Source organism: Anoxybacillus sp. UARK-01, assembly GCF_002075365.1.
GTDB lineage: Bacteria > Bacillota > Bacilli > Bacillales > Anoxybacillaceae > Anoxybacteroides > Anoxybacteroides rupiense.
The window spans coordinates 136,666-153,098 of sequence record NZ_NASY01000037.1 but is presented as its reverse complement, the minus strand read 5'-3'; the positions used below and the strand labels follow the sequence as shown (position 1 = coordinate 153,098).

The following is a 16,433-nucleotide window of genomic DNA, read 5'->3' as shown; positions in this document are numbered from 1 at the left end:
AGGTAGGTTATAGACTTCTCTTCATCACGTAACCATCGAAAAATAGGAAGAAATCAAAATGTTTATAGAAATGTGGTCCGATGATTTGACCACAGTTAAAGAATAAAAGCATCCTAATCATTCATGATGAAGATTAAGATGCTTTTTTTCCATTACGAAAAGATACGACTTTAGGAATGTCGATGATCCATTTAATACATTTAATAAATGAAACTGTGATTAGGGTCGAATTATAACCCTTCCTGAATGTAAACCTTGTGTCTATATAGCGATTAATGGATCGTTGGACGAAAAGCTGATTGTAATTTTTCTTGAGCCATTAAGACAAGACGTTTTGTAATTTCTCCTCCGACAGAGCCATTTGCTCGAGAGCTTGTATCAGGACCAAGCTCGACACCAAACTCACGAGCGATTTCGTATTTCATTTGTTCAATCGCAGCTGCGGCATGAGGAATTAAAATCTCATTTGATTGGCTGCTTCTTCCGTGTTGTTGTGACATTGGCAATATCATCATCTCCTTTAATAGTTTGTTATTAATATTTATTAAAAAAAGTGTTTTATTCATCATTAATTCAGGTAATTTATGGAATGATGAAAATTGCGAATCAAACATTCAAAAAAAGCAGCACGCATACCGCATAAAGAAATTAGGTTCGTTCTTCTATTCGAGGTTTGGCCGGATCGCAATGCGGACTTTCTAAGTCAGCGGATTCAGCCAGTTTCATTAAATAATAACACTCTTCGCGAAACATATGATCCGCCATAAGCGCGGTGAACGTGCCAAGAGCTTGGGCGCTAAGTTCAAGCTCCTCTAATTCTTGAAGAAATTGCTGGAACAGTTTAATCTCTAATGCGGCATCCGAATTCATCTTTTTTAATGCAGGAAAGCTAGATAAATTCGTACGCAAATATCCGGTAAGTTCAACCGCTTTTAAATAAAAAGCTTCAAAGTTCTTTTGATATTTTTTGCTTTTCTTCTTTAATGACTTTTCGACGTCATCTAAATTAGAAGATATAATACCGGCATGCCCCGCAGCGTCTAACAGCCAAATTAAATGATGGTGAAGCTCATGAGAAACAGGCGGCACTTGGTTAGCTTTAAAATAACTCAATAGTCGCAAATATTCCTCCAGCTCATTCACCATATGATTAAGAAAGGTTGGTGAAAGATGTATTTTGATTTGTCCCAATAAATGCTTTCTGATCAGATGCAGCTTAAATTCACGCAGTCGCAGCGCTTCCGCTTCTGCCGCTAAAGTTAATTGAGACCAATTTTCCGAATCCGTTTTGCCAAGAAGGCGGTCAAATGCTTGGATAAACTGGTAGGCAGTCGCAATATCCTCTTTTTCTACTGGAGCCAAAGCCTCATAAATAAATCGGGCATGATCACCTAAAACCTGAAGCCAAAATCGATGTTCAAATCTCGCTTTCTCTTCCAGCGTACTGCTCATGAATGCCCTCTCCTTCTAAAAAAATCGAAACCACTTCAATATGTATTCCCAAATGGCATGGCCTATGCCCCAATCCGTTCATAAAGGAGAGATTCTAATTTTTTCTTTATTTCAGCTCTTTCACCATAAATACTTGCTGGACGATAGTCTGAAACCCAATTTCCTTTAAAATGGAATAGGTTTGTTTGGATTGATTGACAGGCAGATTGGGAATGATCGTAACGACCGAATCGTCAGCGAAGGCGAGCACTTGATCAATCATAAAACGAACGAGATCTCCTGCATCGTTTCTCTCAGGATGAGCCTCACATTGAAATAAGATCGTTTTTTCATGTTTTCCATGTCCATGAAAACTTCTGCGATAATAAGCATATCCGATGGGAAGTCCTTGTTCGTCTTTTACGATGATCGCCTCTCCATCTTTTGCACTTTGCCACTGTGTTTGCCAAGGGTTTAATCCTTTATAAAAGGACAAATCACTCACTTGTTGCGGAATAGTCTTTTCCACTAGATAAGGATAGGAAGCTGACTTTGCATGTAGATAAGCTCCCTTCCATTCCAAATGCTCCAGCTCATCGACCATTTGATATCCCATTTGTTCATAAAGAGAAATTGCCCTTTGATTGGCACGGATCGCCTCTAATGTGGCTAGCTGGACACCTTCTTCTTGATAGATAGAAAGAGCAGCTTCCATCATCGCTTTTCCAATGCCTTTTTTTCTAAATGCAGACGCCACCCCCGTTCCGCCATTCCAAGCAATTTTCATCCCATTGAACAGACGAATGCCATTTTTGATGATGCCAATTGGCTTCTCATCCTGAAAAGCAACGATTGATAGCGTTGGAGATAATCCTTCAAGTACGAGCCTCTCTAAAAATCGTTCAACGGTCATCGTAGCATCAAAATAGTATCCTTCAAAACCCGTATTCCAAGCCGTGACTGCTTCCTCTAACGTGCATTGTGATAATCGTTTAATATGTAGCATACATCTGTCTCCTCTCTGCTTTCTTCTCAATTATTCAATGTTTTGTGGCTTCTGTCACTCTGTTCAGCGAAGAAGAAAGGGCAATTGCTGCTGTCTGAGACCGTGTTGGGTTTTGCCTCTTCTTTTATGATATGAACCACCATGGAACCGAGATGAGCATTTTTTGCTTATGGATACAGATTGAACGAATAATGTCCGGAAAAAAGCATGGATGGAAAATTTTTAAAAATCGCCCTTTTTTCACATATCCGCCTTCCATCCATAAGCTCTTTCCGTTCTATTCATTAAAAGCAATGAATAACATGAATTTTTAATCAAATTTTTCTTCATTCTATATGTATTTTTACACATGAACGTAACTCTACAAATAGTATACGCTATTTAGACAGGAAAAAGTTTTTCAATCAATCTATAAAAAACCCGCTCTGTCTAGAGACGGGTTTCAAAAGTGCGCTCTTGTCCGATTTTATGAATCAGCTCATCGAGCCATTCGATGACTTGAGCAGAGGCTTTCTCCAATCGGCGTAAACTTGCTTCTGCTTGTTCGAGGCGTCCTTGGGCATAAAATTCTGCTGCCTCCTTTGCCGCGATATGAACACGCTGATGAGGCTCATCCAGCTGATCGAAGGCCGGGACTCCCTTTAATTGGGCTTGTATTTCGGGATCAAAATACCATTTTCCAAGACGACAGTGGCGATGAGAGGCCACATCTTCGGCACGAATATGCTCAAAGCCGATCATCATATTATAAATTCGCCATTTCCAAAGAAGGTGATCTGTTTTGGCCAAATAAAGAAGTGCTTTTGAAGAAAGATGAACACCACTATCTTGAACGAGCTGCAAGCGAAATTGGTCAATGGCTTTACTTAACTGATGCACCGTTTTTCCTGTTGTTTGGCCAATTTCATGCACAGATTCTGTTAGCGAAGCAATCGAGGACATGCGTTGAGCAATTTCATCGACAGCTGCCGATTGCTCCTCAGCAACAGCTGCATTCGTACTGGTGTGATCTTGAATGTCATTCATTGCCTGCGTGATTTCATTTAACAATGGCATCGCTTCCTGAGCTTGTGTAACAGCTTGGCGAATAACAGAAGAGGTGGAATGAATAGCTGAAGAGACTTCAGCCGAAATATTTCGCAGCTCTCCTACGTTTTTATGTACTTCGCTAAGCGACTGAACGGTGTGATCCGCTAGTTTACGGATCTCTTCAGCTACAACGGCAAACCCTCTGCCATGTTCTCCAGCACGCGCCGCCTCAATGGAGGCATTCAGCGCTAAAAGGTTGGTTTGGTCCGCGATGCCGTTGACAAGCTGCATCACTTTTTCAATAGCACTCAAATGCTGCTGTAGATGCTCAAAGCGCTCTACCATGTTGTTAAACATTTCATCTGTTTCAATGATTTCGTTAAATGCAGAAGTCCTCATGTGCTGGCCCTTTTCCGCTCGTTCAACCGATGAGGTAGTTTTTTCAGCAATCGCCATTGCTGTATTAGCCACTTCGGAAACGGATGTGTTTATTTCTTCGGTTGCAGCTGTTACCATTTGGACATCTGCATTTTGTTCATCAAGAGAGCGCAGTAAATCTTTAATAAACATAATTTCTGCGTTTTTCTCCATTAATTGGGCCGTGCCGTCGGCAATTTGCTCAAGCATCGCTTCCGTATAGGCTTCAACCAGCACTTCCAATTCGATATTAAAAGCACGCTGTAGCGACCTCGTTAGTTTTAAATGTCGTTTAGGGGACAAAAACCCTTTTGACAGTAGAAGGGTACCCATATAAAAGTTAAATCGATTAAAAGCGACAATCAATTTGCCAATATTCACTTTTTCTCTGCGCAGCAAATGGAAAAAAAGGACAGAATTTCATTGACATATGCGCGATTGCGCTCCATCGTAAAAAATGCATGGACGTACTGCGTAATGCGATCTTGAGTAATGGATTGCGCTGCTTTTGCATGAATTTGTTGGAGCATTTCATAAAAAAACTGCACAAGTTCATCCTGATGAGAAGCGAGTAGTTGATAAACGTCCTGCAATTGATGGAAATCTTCCTTAGTAAAATGATTAAATGATAGTGTGTCAGCAAAACGACCTGCAAAAGAATAGTCTGTTCCTTGTTCAAGGAGTTCTTGCACATTTGGTTGTAGCCATTTTAACAGCATATAATCCCCCCTTCACCTTTTGTCACAATATATAAGGTAGTTCTATTATACTGCGAATTTAGTCCTTTTTTCTTATTTTTTATCATTCGTTTAAAAAAATATGTAAATAAGATCCCAGTCACAAAAGTGACAGAGCGCCAAGCAACAAGCCGCCTATCGACAAATCCACTTGTCGATAGGCGGTGTTATTCGTCCGACCGCCAAAATCGGGAATCATCTGCCCATTTGATGACAAATCGTGGCGCATCAAGTTGGATGTCGCTTTTTCTATCCGAATCTATATATTCATTGCGCGTAAGATCCAACTAGCGTCAAGAGCTGAAATTAGATTTCTTCAAGATTCCCATCCAAATTACCTTTGCTCACTGTTGACACTGTTTCTTTGCAATTGAACTACCCATTCAATACATTGTTGATACCATAATAACGCTTCTGACAAAGAAAGGCCCAGTTCTTCCGCCAATTGTTTCGCTTTCATCAAATCATTGAGCTCAATGGCCAACACAAATTGATATAAACCAAAAAACAAGTGTTTTTCTTTGAATAATCCATCTTTAATCGCCTCATCTACGTTTAATTCATCTAAAATATCGGCTAAAGGACGTTCAAGCAAAATGTGCAAGGAAGAACAAATCCCCATAAAAAACAAGCTGTCTTTTTCCTCATGCATATTTAAACGAACCGCAACTTGTTCCAACATTTTTGCCCGAATTAAAGAGTTGACAATCACCTCATTTTCAAATGGATTGCTGGCTTCTTGGAACGTTAATATCGTTAGCCAGCTGCGTAAATAGCTGGCACCAAGCAAAATAGCTGCATGACGAATGGATTTAATTTTAGGAGAGGAGTATAAGAAAAATGAGTTCACCACTTTTAGCAAACGATACGCAAGCGATGGGTCATTTTCGATTGTTTTGACAATTTTATCAAAATTGAACTCCGCTTGGTTCATTTGTTTTAGCAACGTTAAACGGGACGTATTCGTTATTTTTGGTAAAGATTTTTCTTTTAAAACGACTGGTTTATTGAAGAAATATCCTTGAAAATAGGAAAATCCATGATGAGTGGCCAATTGTAATTGATCGTGCGTTTCAACTTTTTCTGCAATAAACTGAATGTTGTATTGCTTGATGATGTTTTGAATATAACGAGCTTGTTCGATATTTAAATCAAAAAAATCAATCTTAATGAAATCGATGTAAGGAAAAAGAGGACGATAATCTGCTTGAAAAACAAAATCATCCAGAGCGATGATATATCCTTTTTCTTTAAGATTTTTACATATATGAAGCAACTTCTCGGAATATGGAATAGTTTCAAGAATTTCAACGACAATCAATTTATTTGGAAAATAGAGAGGAATGTTTTTTTCTAGCAGTTTTTCTGTAAAGTTAATAAAGCAGCGCGCGCCATTTGTCAATTTTTCAATTCCAATATTCATAAAACTATTAATAAGGACGTCTATTGTGGCATGGTCTCCATCAATGGAGTCATAAAAATTTTGCTCGCCGCTTCGATATAACAATTCGTAGCCAAACAATTCGTATTTTTTGTTGAGAATAGGCTGCCGTCCCACATAAATGTCCATCACTGATCCCCCATTAACATCATAATGATATAACAATATAAAGTTCGCCATGAGACATATTTGATCTCTACAGATCAAATATGTCGATAATCTAAGAAAAATCTATTGACATTTCTTGATTCCCCGCTTTTCTGCCACAGTAGGCAAAGCTGGTTGCTCTTAGCATACGCTTTTTTAGTAAAATAATTAGATCGTCAATAGTTGTATTTACAGATAGATGAATGAAGCTCATTTTATATGATGATGCTTTTACAACAGCCAAGTGTCAGAATTGGGGCATTATCCGCTTACATGTGGACAAATGTTGAGGCATTCATCTAGTTGTGCATCATGCTTAACTAGCACCACAGGTTCATAATATAGTCCTATTTTACCATATATCTGTACAAAATACATAAATTTTTACAAAAAATAACCATAGATTGCAGGCAGATGATATCTTTCCATAAAAACTTAAAAAGATTGCTTCATCACGGGGAACTGAGGCTCACTGCTTCCGGCTCAACGAATGCTTTTCATTGTATGATGGGGGCGTTGATGATCCAATAAAAACTCATTGACATGGCTTGATTGCTCACTTTTCTTCCGTAGTCGGCAAGCCATTCACTTCGTTTAGACGTGGGAGACTTCTCAATGGATGGTTAAATGATGTGGTGATCGCTGCGCCTCCAAGAGAATAAAAAACCCCCTCTCTTTTTATCAGAGATGGGGCGGGCTGTTCATTGCCGTTGGATTTGGGCATGGATTTTGTATCTACAAGTGTCTTATACGGGAACGGTATTGCTGAATGTATGATTGATTATGTTCAAATCCACCTGCCACATTTCCGCTCACAAAAACCGGTGGAATGACATCTAAATGAAGCAGCTCTTCGATAACTTCTGCAATGAGCATATTTAAGATAAACGCTCCCACCACAGTAGAACTTGGGGCTATGTTGACTTTTAACTGTGGAATCGCAATCAGCGCATCACCATAAGGGACATGGGTGTCAATCACGATATGCGCCAATTCATACAGTTTTTGGCCTGAAGAATGGCGGGAAGGCACTTGCGAATAAGCAGACGATGTAAGGGCGATGACCTTTAGTCCTTTTTTTACTGCTTCCATCGCCATCTCTATTGGTACAGCATTCACTCCAGAATGGGAAACGATAATCATCACTTCATTAGGCTGGGGCTGATAACGTTCCAGGATCATCGAAGCATAGCCTTCCGTTTTTTCAAGCATCGAGCTTTTAACAGCCCCTTCATGAAGCATGAGACTTGTTTCGAATATGGGATTAACCGGAACAAGCCCTCCAGCACGATAAAAAATCTCCTCTGCCAGCATGTGAGAATGGCCGCAACCAAAAATATGCACAAGTCCTCCTTCTTTAATGGAATGAGCAATAAGCCGCGCTGCTTTCTCCATCTCTTCCCATTGAGTTTCTTCTACAAGCTGAAGCTGTTCTTTGATGCGTTGTGCATATCTTTTGCCAAGCATATTCCCATCTCCCATCCTTACGGTACTTTCCCAACAGAACGGCCCATTCTTTTGCAGCAATGGTCCGTTTGCTTTCTTTATCTCTGCTTTTTCATTTCATTCGCAATAAACTCTACATCGGTGCCAATGACGACTTGAAGATCGGTTTGATTGAGGCGGATGACCCCTTTAGCCCCAAGTTGTTTTAACTGGTTATCTTGCACCTTTGACATATCCTTTACTTTTAGACGCAAGCGCGTCACACAATGATCAATCGTTGTTAAATTCTCTTTTCCGCCAAGCGCTTCCATATATTTCTCTGCTAATGCCTCATATTTGGTGGCTGCGGAGGTGGTTGGTTCATCATGGAATGCTGCATTTTCTTCTTCGTCGTCTTCACGTCCTGGTGTTTTTAAATCAAGCTTTTTGATAAGAAAATAGAAGACGATAAAATAAACTCCGCCATAGATAATTCCTTGTAATAGCAATAAGAGCGGTTTTTGCGCAATTCCCCAGTTTAAGAAAAAGTCGATCGCGCCAGCTGAAAAACCAAAACCGTGATGGATGCCAAGCATCGTTGCAATCGCGAGCGAAAGGCCTGTCAACACAGCGTGAACAACATAAAGCAGCGGAGATAAAAACATAAATAAAAATTCAATAGGTTCCGTCACACCTGTTAAAAAGGAAGTAAACGCAACTCCAAGCAACGCGCCTGCTACCATTTTGCGGCGTTCTTTTTTGGCGGTAGCGATCATAGCCAGCGCTGCCGCCGGAAGACCAAACATCATCACCGGGAAAAACCCGGCCATAAAAATTCCTGCACTTGGATCCCCCGCAAAAAAGCGATTAAGATCGCCCGTTTTTCCAGCAAATTCTCCAAACACAAACCATACTAAACTATTTAAGACGTGATGTAAACCAACCGGGATTAATAGACGGTTTAAAAAGCCGAAAATACCGACTCCAACCGCATCGAGACCAACAATCCATTCGCCGACCGCATTAATGCCGTCTTGGATCGGCGGCCAAACATAGCCAGCAACAAGCGCTGCGATTAGCATTGTCAGCGAAGTGATAATCGGCACAAACCGTTTGCCGCCGAAAAAACCAAGCCAATCCGGTAATTTGATATTATGATAGCGATTATACAGCAAACCGGCTGCAATCCCGGAAATAAACCCGCCTAACACAGACATATCAATATCCTTGTTAATGGAAACGGCTCCTTTGGTTAAGATGAAATATCCGATCGCCCCAGCTAAAGCAGCAGCACCGTTGTTATCTTTTGCTAGTCCTACTGCAATCCCGATCGCAAATAGCAAAGGCAAATTGGCGAACACAGCATTTCCTGTCTCGGCGACAAAAGGAATATCGAGTAAGTCGGGCTGACCTAAACGAAGCAGCAAGGCCGCTGCCGGCAAAACAGCGATCGGCAGCATTAACGCTTTGCCAAGCCTTTGTAAAAAACCTAACATAAGCATCCTCTCTCCTTTTCCAACCTATCATTTCATAACGTACACTTCATGAAATCGATTATCGTTCCATTTCAATCATAAATTTATAGCGGTCGGCTCGATACACCGACTTCACGACCTCAAGCGGCTGACCGTTTTCTAAATAGCTGTTGCGCTGGATCAGCAGCACGGGGGCACCTTCTTTAATTTGCAAAAGATCAGCCTCAACTTTTCGAGCCACAGATGCTTCTAATATTTGTGTAGCGGATCGAATCGTCAGTAACTGTTTCTGCTCAATAAATTCATAAAAGGAACCGCTTACAATTTCTTCTGTTAAATGAGGAACGAGCGAGCATGGAACATAGGCGATCTCCAAGGCGATCGGCAGCTGATCAGCAAGGCGAAGGCGTCTGACTTCGTAGACTTCCTCTTCTTCTGAAACATGAAGCTGTCCTGCTAATGAAGAGCTCGCCGGAATGGTACCAAAGCTTAATACCTTTGTGCCCGGTTCCATTCCTCTTGCCCGCATATCCTCTGAAAAGCTGGTAAGTCCTTTTAGCGGCTGCTCAATTTTTTTAGTCGCCACAAACGTTCCTTTGCCGCGCTGTCTCACTAAATAGCCATCATTCACTAGATTGTTGATTGCCTGACGAACTGTCATTCGGCTAATGTCATATCGTTCTGACCATTCCCGTTCAGAGGGAATCATTTCTCCTGGCTGTAGCTGTCCTTTTTCAATCATTTCTTTAATTCCCTGTTCAAGCTGATAGTAAATCGGAAGTGGCGAATGTTTATTAATCATTGTGCATACACCTTTCTCTGTTCTTCACTAACCAAAGCGAGCGCTTTTTGATCAGCCATGATGGTGACATTGTCATGTGTTTTCAAAATGGAGGCCGGGATCGCTGGTGTTACTTCTGTTTCTAATAACTGGGCTAAGATCGTGGCTTTTCCCTCTCCCGATGCTAATAAAAGAATTTGCTTGCTTTTCATAATGGTCGCTATTCCCATTGTAATCGCATGGGTTGGCACTTCTTCTATGGAAGAGAAAAAGCGCGCATTGGCTTTTCGGGTTGATTCAGCCAGTTCCACTACATGAGTAGTAGAATCAAATGAAGTGCCGGGTTCATTAAAGCCGATATGACCGTTTTGGCCAATCCCCACGATTTGTAAATCTATTCCTCCTACTGATTCGATCACCTCCTCATAACGCTGGCATTCTGCTTCCACATTCTCCGCAAGCCCATTCGGAATATGTGTCTGCGATGGCGGGATGTCAATGAAATGGAAAAAATGATGATTCATATAGTACCGGTAGCTGTTAGGATGATCGCCATCCAGTCCAACATATTCATCTAAATTCACCGTATGAACATGGCGATAGGTTGTTTGGTGATTTCGATAATCTTCCACAAGCGCCGCATAAGTTCCAAGCATCGTTCCTCCAGTGGCTAGTCCGAGCACTGAATGCGGATTGATTCGCACTTGGTGGATGATCCATTCCGCTGCTTTTTGGCTCATCTCTTTGTAGTCGCGTACTTCAATGATTTTCACTGCGCAACACCTCCTGTTTGGCATAAGCTAGCCTTCCCCGGCAAAAAGTCAGGATGACCTCCCGTTCTTGATTAAGCACGACTATATCAGCATCTTTACCTGGGAGAATGCTTCCTTTTCGATCAAGAATGCCTAATTGTTTAGCAGGGTTCCAGCTCGCCATGCGGATCGCTTCTTCAAGCGAACACCGGGTAAATTCCATTATATTTTTCACAGCATCCTTTAATTTCAGTATGCTTCCTGCAAGCGTCCCGTCTTTTAATGTAGCTTGTTTTCCCCGAACGGTGACTTGCTGACCTCCCAGATCATACTGCCCTTCACCGAGACATTTGGCGCGCATTGCATCGGTAATCGCAATCAATCCCTCGCTTCCTTTGTTGCGATAAGCAAAGCGAACCATTTCAGGTGCTACATGAATGCCGTCTGCGATAATTTCACATAATACTTCCTCATGCATCAACACCGCGCCGACCACCCCAGGTTCCCGATGATGCAGTCCGCGCATACCGTTAAATAAATGCGTAGCCTGTGTCACCCCGGCTTGAATGGCTTCTTTCACTTCAGCATAAACCGCATCAGAATGGCCAATGGAGGCAATCACTCCTGTCTCCTTTAAATATGCAGTAAGAGACAGCCCGTTTTCTTCCTCTGGCGCCAATGTGACAAGACGGATATGTCCATTGGCTTCCTTCTGCCATTTTTTGAAGAGTTCAATATCCGGCTTGATGATATTGCGGGGATGCTGGGCACCCGCCCGCTTTGGCGAAAGAAAAGGCCCCTCTAAGTGAATTCCGAGCACCTCTGCTTCTCCGGGCCGATTGTCATGTGCCATATAGTTCGCTACATTTTTCACCGCTTTTTCAATCTCGCTGGAAGCTGCGGTCATCGTGGTTGCTAGAAAGCTAGTGGTTCCCTCCTTTGGCAATACGGAGGCCATTGTTTGTAAAGCTTTTACTGTGGCATCCATCACATCAGCACCAGCAGCACCGTGAATATGAAGATCGATAAAGCCAGGAAGCACACAATCATGAATGCTTAATTCAAATTCCTTAGCATTGGATGGCGGAGGGGTCGGGCCGACGTAGGCTATTTTGCCATTTTCAATTAATAAATATCCTCGTTGAATCTGTTCGTTTTCCGCATAGATCGTCGCATTTTTTAGTAAAAACTGATCCATTCTCGCACCCCTTCTTTCCTTAAAGTCATCTTAACATTATATTATATAGTTGTCTATACCAATTTGATATATTTATAGATATGAGAGCATTGATCGCTATCAACAAACGAATTTGGCTGTCTTCATAGGCATGGAAATAGCACAAATAAAACTAAGAAGGCTAATATGTTAACCATCCTTCATTGTTTGTGATGGGTTTCGCATCAGATGGGCTTAAACTTGGTGAACAAGGAACATAGCCGAGTGCGAACGAGAATCGAACAAGGGATGTTCTGAGCGGACGAACGAGATCCATTGACGTTTGTCAATAATCTAGAAGGAGGCTAATGCTAGCCCCCTTTACCTTTAACCCGCTTTCGTTGTTTCTTTGTTCCCTTGCTGCAGCTGATACATATTATAATATATTCCATTTTTTTCAATTAATTCTTCATGCGTTCCGCGTTCAACAATCATCCCGCGATCTAGCACAAGAATTTGATCCGCATTTTTAATGGTTGACAAACGGTGAGCAATAATAAATGTTGTCCGTCCTTGTTTTAAAACTTCCAGCGCTTTTTGAATCGTCGCCTCCGTTTCTGTATCGATGTTGGCCGTCGCTTCGTCCAGCACTAGAATAGCCGGATCAAACGCCAACGCCCGCGCAAACGAAATTAGCTGTCTCTGTCCCGATGACAAGGTGCTGCCTCTTTCCACGACTGGTTCATCAAATCCATTTGGCAAATTTTCCAATAGTTGATCGGCTCCAATCTCCCGAAGGGCCTGTTCTATTTTCTGTCGGGAAATAGCAGGATCATTTAAACCGACATTTGAAGCAATCGTTCCTGTAAATAAAAACGCATCCTGCAACACGATCGCCATATGTTTTCGAAGCAGCTGTTTCGGGATGGTTTTTATGTCCTTCCCATCAATGAAAATCTGTCCCTTTTCGATGTCATAAAAACGGAACAGCAAATTCATGATCGAGCTTTTTCCTGACCCAGTGTGGCCGACAAGTGCAATGGTTTCGCCCGGCTTAGCAGAAAAAGAAATGTCTTTTAGCACATATTCCCCTTCTTTATATCCAAAAAACACATGTTCAAATACGACATTTCCCTGATAGCGAGGCATCTCTCCATCATATACCTCTTCCCCTTCTTCATCAAGAAGCGTAAAAATACGATGAGCTGCTACTCTTGACTGCTCTAGGTTGGCCAATTGGTTGACCATTTCTGTAATGGGCTGGAATAAGCGATTCAAATAATCAACAAACGCATAGAGAAGGCCGAGTGAAATCGCTTGGTGATTGAATGAGTCGCGACCAAAATGCCAAATTAATGCGACAAAGGCAAGATTGCGCAGCACCCCTACTAAATTGTGGGAGGTGAGCGAATTTAAGTTTAGAAGCTTGTTTTGATACACAAAATATTCGCGATTGAGCGTTTCAAATTCCCGTTCAGTTTCTTTTTGTCTGCGAAACGCTTGAATAATCGGCATACCTTGAATAGACTCATTGACCATTGCATTAATGTCACTTAGCCGCGAACGAATAATATGGTTATAGCGAGACGCATATTGGCGGTAAATTTTCATCCAGACGGCTAAAATCGGAATAAGAATGAGGCATAGAAGCGCTAAGCGCACATCTAACAGAAACAAGGCAATAAAAATCCCTGTCATGTAAATAGTGCTTGTAAAAAAAGTAGCCAGCACCGTCACATACAATTCACGAATGGCTTCGGTATCATTCGTGATGCGGGCGACAACTTTTCCGACAGGCAGGCGGTCGAAATAGCGAATTGGCAGGCGTTGGATATGAGCGAACAAATCCTTGCGCATCGTTTGAATAATGCGATTAGCCGCCATTTGCAGACAGTAGCGCTGTCCATACTGAAACACTGTTGCCGCCAATAACAAAGAAAAATAAAGTGCCAAAAGATAAATAATCGACCGAATTTCCGGCTGATAAAAACGGAACAGCTCGCTGTTCGACAGTTTTTCAATCGGATATACGGCTTTTTGCTCACCATGTTGAATCATTAACATCCCATTTTGAATCGACCGTTTGCCATCAAATGTGATCGCGCGGTCTACAAAATAATAATCGCGGCCAATTTGTAGCAAACGCACTTCTTTGCCCTTTGCTTCTCCTTGAGCGAAATCGTCGCTTCGTTTATACCATTTTCCATTATAAAAAACGGCTTGATCGTCATTTTTATCAGCCTCATACCATGGAGATTCAATTCCTAAAATGTGTTGATCAATAATTTTTTTAGCGATCAACGGACCCGTTAATTCGGCGGCCACTGAAATCGCCAGCATGAACAAGGCCGCCACAATGATTTTTTTGTACCGAAGCGCATAGGCGATTAGCCGTTTACCTGTATTCATAAAAACACCCCGCTGTTTTCTGGATCCTTTGCTGCTTGCTGACGAATAAATTGTTCTTTATACCAGCCATTTTGTTCTAATAGCTGCTCATGTGTGCCTTCCTCGATGATTCTTCCATTCTCCAAAACAAGAATCCAATCCGCGTGCTGAATGGCTGATAAACGATGGGTTACAATGATATTTGTTTTGCCGGTGCGCTCGCGCCGAATATTTTCAATAATAGCTGCTTCTGTTTTGGCATCGACGGCTGAAAGTGCATCATCCAAAATTAAAATCTCCGGGTTGAGTAACAGCGCCCGAGCGATGGAAATCCGCTGCTTTTGCCCTCCAGATAGCGCGATTCCCTTCTCCCCTACTAATGTATCAAGCCCCTGCGGCAGCAGCTGAATATCATTATGGAGTGCAGCCAATTCAATCACACGCTGCAATTCTTCACTGTCCGCATCCTTTCGGCCAAATAAAATATTTTCTTTTACTGTTTTCGAAAATAAAATATGGTCTTGTGGAACATATCCGATCCAGCTTTGAATGACTTCCATTGGAATACGTTCAATCGGCACACCGGAAATCGTTATGCTTCCTGCTCCCAATGGATATTGCCGCAGCAGCTGTTTCATAAGCGTCGTTTTTCCGCTTCCTGTTCGCCCGACGATTCCCAGCGTTTGTCCTCGTTGGAGCGAAAAAGATATATGTTGTAAATGCGGAATGGTGGCTGACGGATAACGGAACGTTACCTGTTGAAATTCAATTGTTTCTGGCTTTTCGAGTAAGACCGGCTGCGGGTGGTTTTGAACATCTGGAAGATAGGCAAGCGTTTCATTGACGCGATCAAGCGAAGCATTGCCTCGCTGCATAATGTTAATGAGTTCGCCAATGGCAAACATCGGCCAAATCAGCATTCCTAGATATACATTAAAGGAAACTAATTCTCCTAACGTCATTTCTTTATGAAAGACTAAATACGATCCATATCCGATGCCGATTAAATAACTCAGGCCGACCAGCACTTTAATGGTAGGATCAAATAATGAATCAATACGGGCGACCTTCATATTTTTTTGATATACCTCTTCGGTTAGTCGCTTAAACCGTGCCTCATCTTCTTTTTCCTGCACATAAGCGCGAATGACACGAACACCGGAAATGGATTCGAGTACATAGTCGTTCATATCGCCAAAAGCATCTTGAGCTTTTGTAAAGCGTTCGTGGATTTTTTTTCCGTATACGTTCATCGCCACTGCCATCACTGGAAGCGGCAACAAAGCCGCCAAAGTCAGCTTCCAGCTAATGAGAACCCCCATTGTCAATAAAATAACAAGCATAAATACACTTGAATCCACGAGAGTTAAGATGCCGAATCCGGCTGTCATCGATATCGCTCTTAGATCGTTTGTCGCTCTTGCCATTAAGTCTCCTGTACGGTTTTTCTCGTAAAAGGTCGGTGTCATGGAAAGCAAGTGCTTCATAAATCGGGAACGCAAGCTTCTTTCAAGCAAAAACGCACCGCCAAACAGCTGATACATCCATATATAGTTGATGCTGTAAATCACACCTGCTAACCCTAACAATAAAGCTAGGTACTTGAGCAGCTGGCTTTTATCTAAACCGTCCACATACATATCATCAATCGCGATTCCGATGATCCTGGGCGGAATCATTTCTAACATTCCGCCCACTACTAAAAGCACAATCGCAATCGTGTATCGTTTCCAATGCTGTTTAAAAAACGCTTGAAGTTTCCATAATACTGAAAACACTCCAAATCATCCCCTTTCACTGTTTGTTTACATCTAACCGCTGTTGATCTCTCCCGCTTGTAATGCCAGCATCATCCATTTCATTTCCATTTTTGTATTCCTCCTTTAAGTCACTTAGTTGATGATCAAACAAATATTAAAATCTCGGATATATACCGCATTTACGATCCATCATTTCTTCTTCAATCTTCTTGACTAATTGCTCATGTTCAATCTCTTCGATTGTCCACTTTCTTCGTTGAATCGTAATGGTTACAAACAATAGATGAACCATCATTCTTTCCCACCTCCTTTCATAAAAAAAGCCGCATGGAAAAAGAGTATCCAGCGGCTTCAAAAAAGCAAAAAAGCCGCGGGAATAGCGTCATCCCACGGCTTTATATCTACATAAAAAGCCGCAGGAAAAAACGATCTCCTTCCCTGCGGCATTCCTTCTTAAGTTAAAAAATGATAGCCATAACAGAATCGGA

General features: G+C 41.8%; 14 protein-coding genes. All 14 read right to left on the bottom strand.

Going from position 1 to position 16,433, the window contains the following annotated elements; translation table 11 throughout:
• Positions 1 to 272 precede the first annotated feature (272 nt).
• Positions 273 to 500 carry an alpha/beta-type small acid-soluble spore protein gene (locus tag B6A27_RS08075; RefSeq protein WP_044742520.1) on the bottom strand — a complete coding sequence of 76 codons (228 nt, stop codon included), beginning with the start codon at positions 498 to 500 and terminating at the stop codon, positions 273 to 275.
• Positions 501 to 648: 148 nt separating this feature from the next.
• Positions 649 to 1,452, bottom strand: a complete 804-nt coding sequence (locus B6A27_RS08070; protein WP_066149832.1) for a DUF2935 domain-containing protein — start codon at positions 1,450 to 1,452, stop codon at positions 649 to 651.
• Between the two features lie 106 nt (positions 1,453 to 1,558).
• Positions 1,559 to 2,437, bottom strand: coding sequence for a GNAT family N-acetyltransferase (locus tag B6A27_RS08065; protein ID WP_080861223.1), 879 nt, complete (start codon positions 2,435 to 2,437; stop codon positions 1,559 to 1,561).
• A 429-nt stretch (positions 2,438 to 2,866) separates the two neighbouring features.
• Positions 2,867 to 4,264: a methyl-accepting chemotaxis protein gene (locus B6A27_RS08060; RefSeq protein WP_236631816.1), complete on the bottom strand. Its 1,398-nt coding sequence runs from the start codon at positions 4,262 to 4,264 to the stop codon at positions 2,867 to 2,869.
• Positions 4,261 to 4,602, bottom strand: coding sequence for a protoglobin domain-containing protein (locus B6A27_RS19065; protein ID WP_236631815.1), 342 nt, complete (start codon positions 4,600 to 4,602; stop codon positions 4,261 to 4,263). Before B6A27_RS19065 ends, B6A27_RS08060 begins: the two co-directional genes overlap by 4 nt.
• 352 nt (positions 4,603 to 4,954) lie before the next feature.
• Positions 4,955 to 6,190 carry an EAL and HDOD domain-containing protein gene (locus B6A27_RS08055; protein ID WP_080861221.1) on the bottom strand — a complete coding sequence of 412 codons (1,236 nt, stop codon included), beginning with the start codon at positions 6,188 to 6,190 and terminating at the stop codon, positions 4,955 to 4,957.
• A gap of 753 nt (positions 6,191 to 6,943) precedes the next feature.
• Positions 6,944 to 7,675: an SIS domain-containing protein gene (locus B6A27_RS08050; protein WP_080861219.1), complete on the bottom strand. Its 732-nt coding sequence runs from the start codon at positions 7,673 to 7,675 to the stop codon at positions 6,944 to 6,946.
• Positions 7,676 to 7,752: 77 nt separating this feature from the next.
• Positions 7,753 to 9,129 carry an N-acetylglucosamine-specific PTS transporter subunit IIBC gene (nagE, locus tag B6A27_RS08045; RefSeq protein WP_080861217.1) on the bottom strand — a complete coding sequence of 459 codons (1,377 nt, stop codon included), beginning with the start codon at positions 9,127 to 9,129 and terminating at the stop codon, positions 7,753 to 7,755.
• 58 nt (positions 9,130 to 9,187) lie between these two features.
• Positions 9,188 to 9,910 carry a GntR family transcriptional regulator gene (locus B6A27_RS08040; protein WP_080861214.1) on the bottom strand — a complete coding sequence of 241 codons (723 nt, stop codon included), beginning with the start codon at positions 9,908 to 9,910 and terminating at the stop codon, positions 9,188 to 9,190.
• Complete coding sequence (gene nagB / locus B6A27_RS08035) at positions 9,907 to 10,686, bottom strand: glucosamine-6-phosphate deaminase (RefSeq protein WP_369824155.1); 780 nt, start codon at positions 10,684 to 10,686, stop codon at positions 9,907 to 9,909. Before nagB ends, B6A27_RS08040 begins: the two co-directional genes overlap by 4 nt.
• Positions 10,649 to 11,839 carry an N-acetylglucosamine-6-phosphate deacetylase gene (nagA, locus tag B6A27_RS08030; protein ID WP_080861207.1) on the bottom strand — a complete coding sequence of 397 codons (1,191 nt, stop codon included), beginning with the start codon at positions 11,837 to 11,839 and terminating at the stop codon, positions 10,649 to 10,651. Before nagA ends, nagB begins: the two co-directional genes overlap by 38 nt.
• 345 nt (positions 11,840 to 12,184) lie before the next feature.
• Positions 12,185 to 14,206 carry an ABC transporter ATP-binding protein gene (locus B6A27_RS08025; RefSeq protein ID WP_080861204.1) on the bottom strand — a complete coding sequence of 674 codons (2,022 nt, stop codon included), beginning with the start codon at positions 14,204 to 14,206 and terminating at the stop codon, positions 12,185 to 12,187.
• Positions 14,203 to 15,963: an ABC transporter ATP-binding protein gene (locus B6A27_RS08020; RefSeq protein WP_080861201.1), complete on the bottom strand. Its 1,761-nt coding sequence runs from the start codon at positions 15,961 to 15,963 to the stop codon at positions 14,203 to 14,205. The genes B6A27_RS08025 and B6A27_RS08020 overlap by 4 nt, the downstream gene beginning before the upstream one ends.
• Before the next feature lie 136 nt (positions 15,964 to 16,099).
• Positions 16,100 to 16,240 carry a YrzI family small protein gene (locus B6A27_RS08015; RefSeq protein WP_080861200.1) on the bottom strand — a complete coding sequence of 47 codons (141 nt, stop codon included), beginning with the start codon at positions 16,238 to 16,240 and terminating at the stop codon, positions 16,100 to 16,102.
• Between the last annotated feature and the right edge of the window lie 193 nt (positions 16,241 to 16,433).

What these genes read in the sequence shown, in the direction of transcription:
- B6A27_RS08050 (WP_080861219.1), bottom strand. Translation starts at nt 7,675, where the DNA reads ATGCTTGGCAAAAGATATGCACAACGCATCAAAGAACAGCTTCAGCTT.
- B6A27_RS08065 (WP_080861223.1), bottom strand. Translation starts at nt 2,437, where the DNA reads ATGCTACATATTAAACGATTATCACAATGCACGTTAGAGGAAGCAGTC.
- B6A27_RS08055 (WP_080861221.1), bottom strand. Translation starts at nt 6,190, where the DNA reads ATGGACATTTATGTGGGACGGCAGCCTATTCTCAACAAAAAATACGAA.
- B6A27_RS08040 (WP_080861214.1), bottom strand. Translation starts at nt 9,910, where the DNA reads ATGATTAATAAACATTCGCCACTTCCGATTTACTATCAGCTTGAACAG.
- B6A27_RS08075 (WP_044742520.1), bottom strand. Translation starts at nt 500, where the DNA reads ATGTCACAACAACACGGAAGAAGCAGCCAATCAAATGAGATTTTAATT.
- B6A27_RS08070 (WP_066149832.1), bottom strand. Translation starts at nt 1,452, where the DNA reads ATGAGCAGTACGCTGGAAGAGAAAGCGAGATTTGAACATCGATTTTGG.
- nagE (WP_080861217.1), bottom strand. Translation starts at nt 9,129, where the DNA reads ATGTTAGGTTTTTTACAAAGGCTTGGCAAAGCGTTAATGCTGCCGATC.
- nagB (WP_369824155.1), bottom strand. Translation starts at nt 10,686, where the DNA reads ATGCCAAACAGGAGGTGTTGCGCAGTGAAAATCATTGAAGTACGCGAC.
- B6A27_RS08015 (WP_080861200.1), bottom strand. Translation starts at nt 16,240, where the DNA reads ATGATGGTTCATCTATTGTTTGTAACCATTACGATTCAACGAAGAAAG.
- B6A27_RS19065 (WP_236631815.1), bottom strand. Translation starts at nt 4,602, where the DNA reads ATGCTGTTAAAATGGCTACAACCAAATGTGCAAGAACTCCTTGAACAA.
- nagA (WP_080861207.1), bottom strand. Translation starts at nt 11,839, where the DNA reads ATGGATCAGTTTTTACTAAAAAATGCGACGATCTATGCGGAAAACGAA.
- B6A27_RS08025 (WP_080861204.1), bottom strand. Translation starts at nt 14,206, where the DNA reads ATGAATACAGGTAAACGGCTAATCGCCTATGCGCTTCGGTACAAAAAA.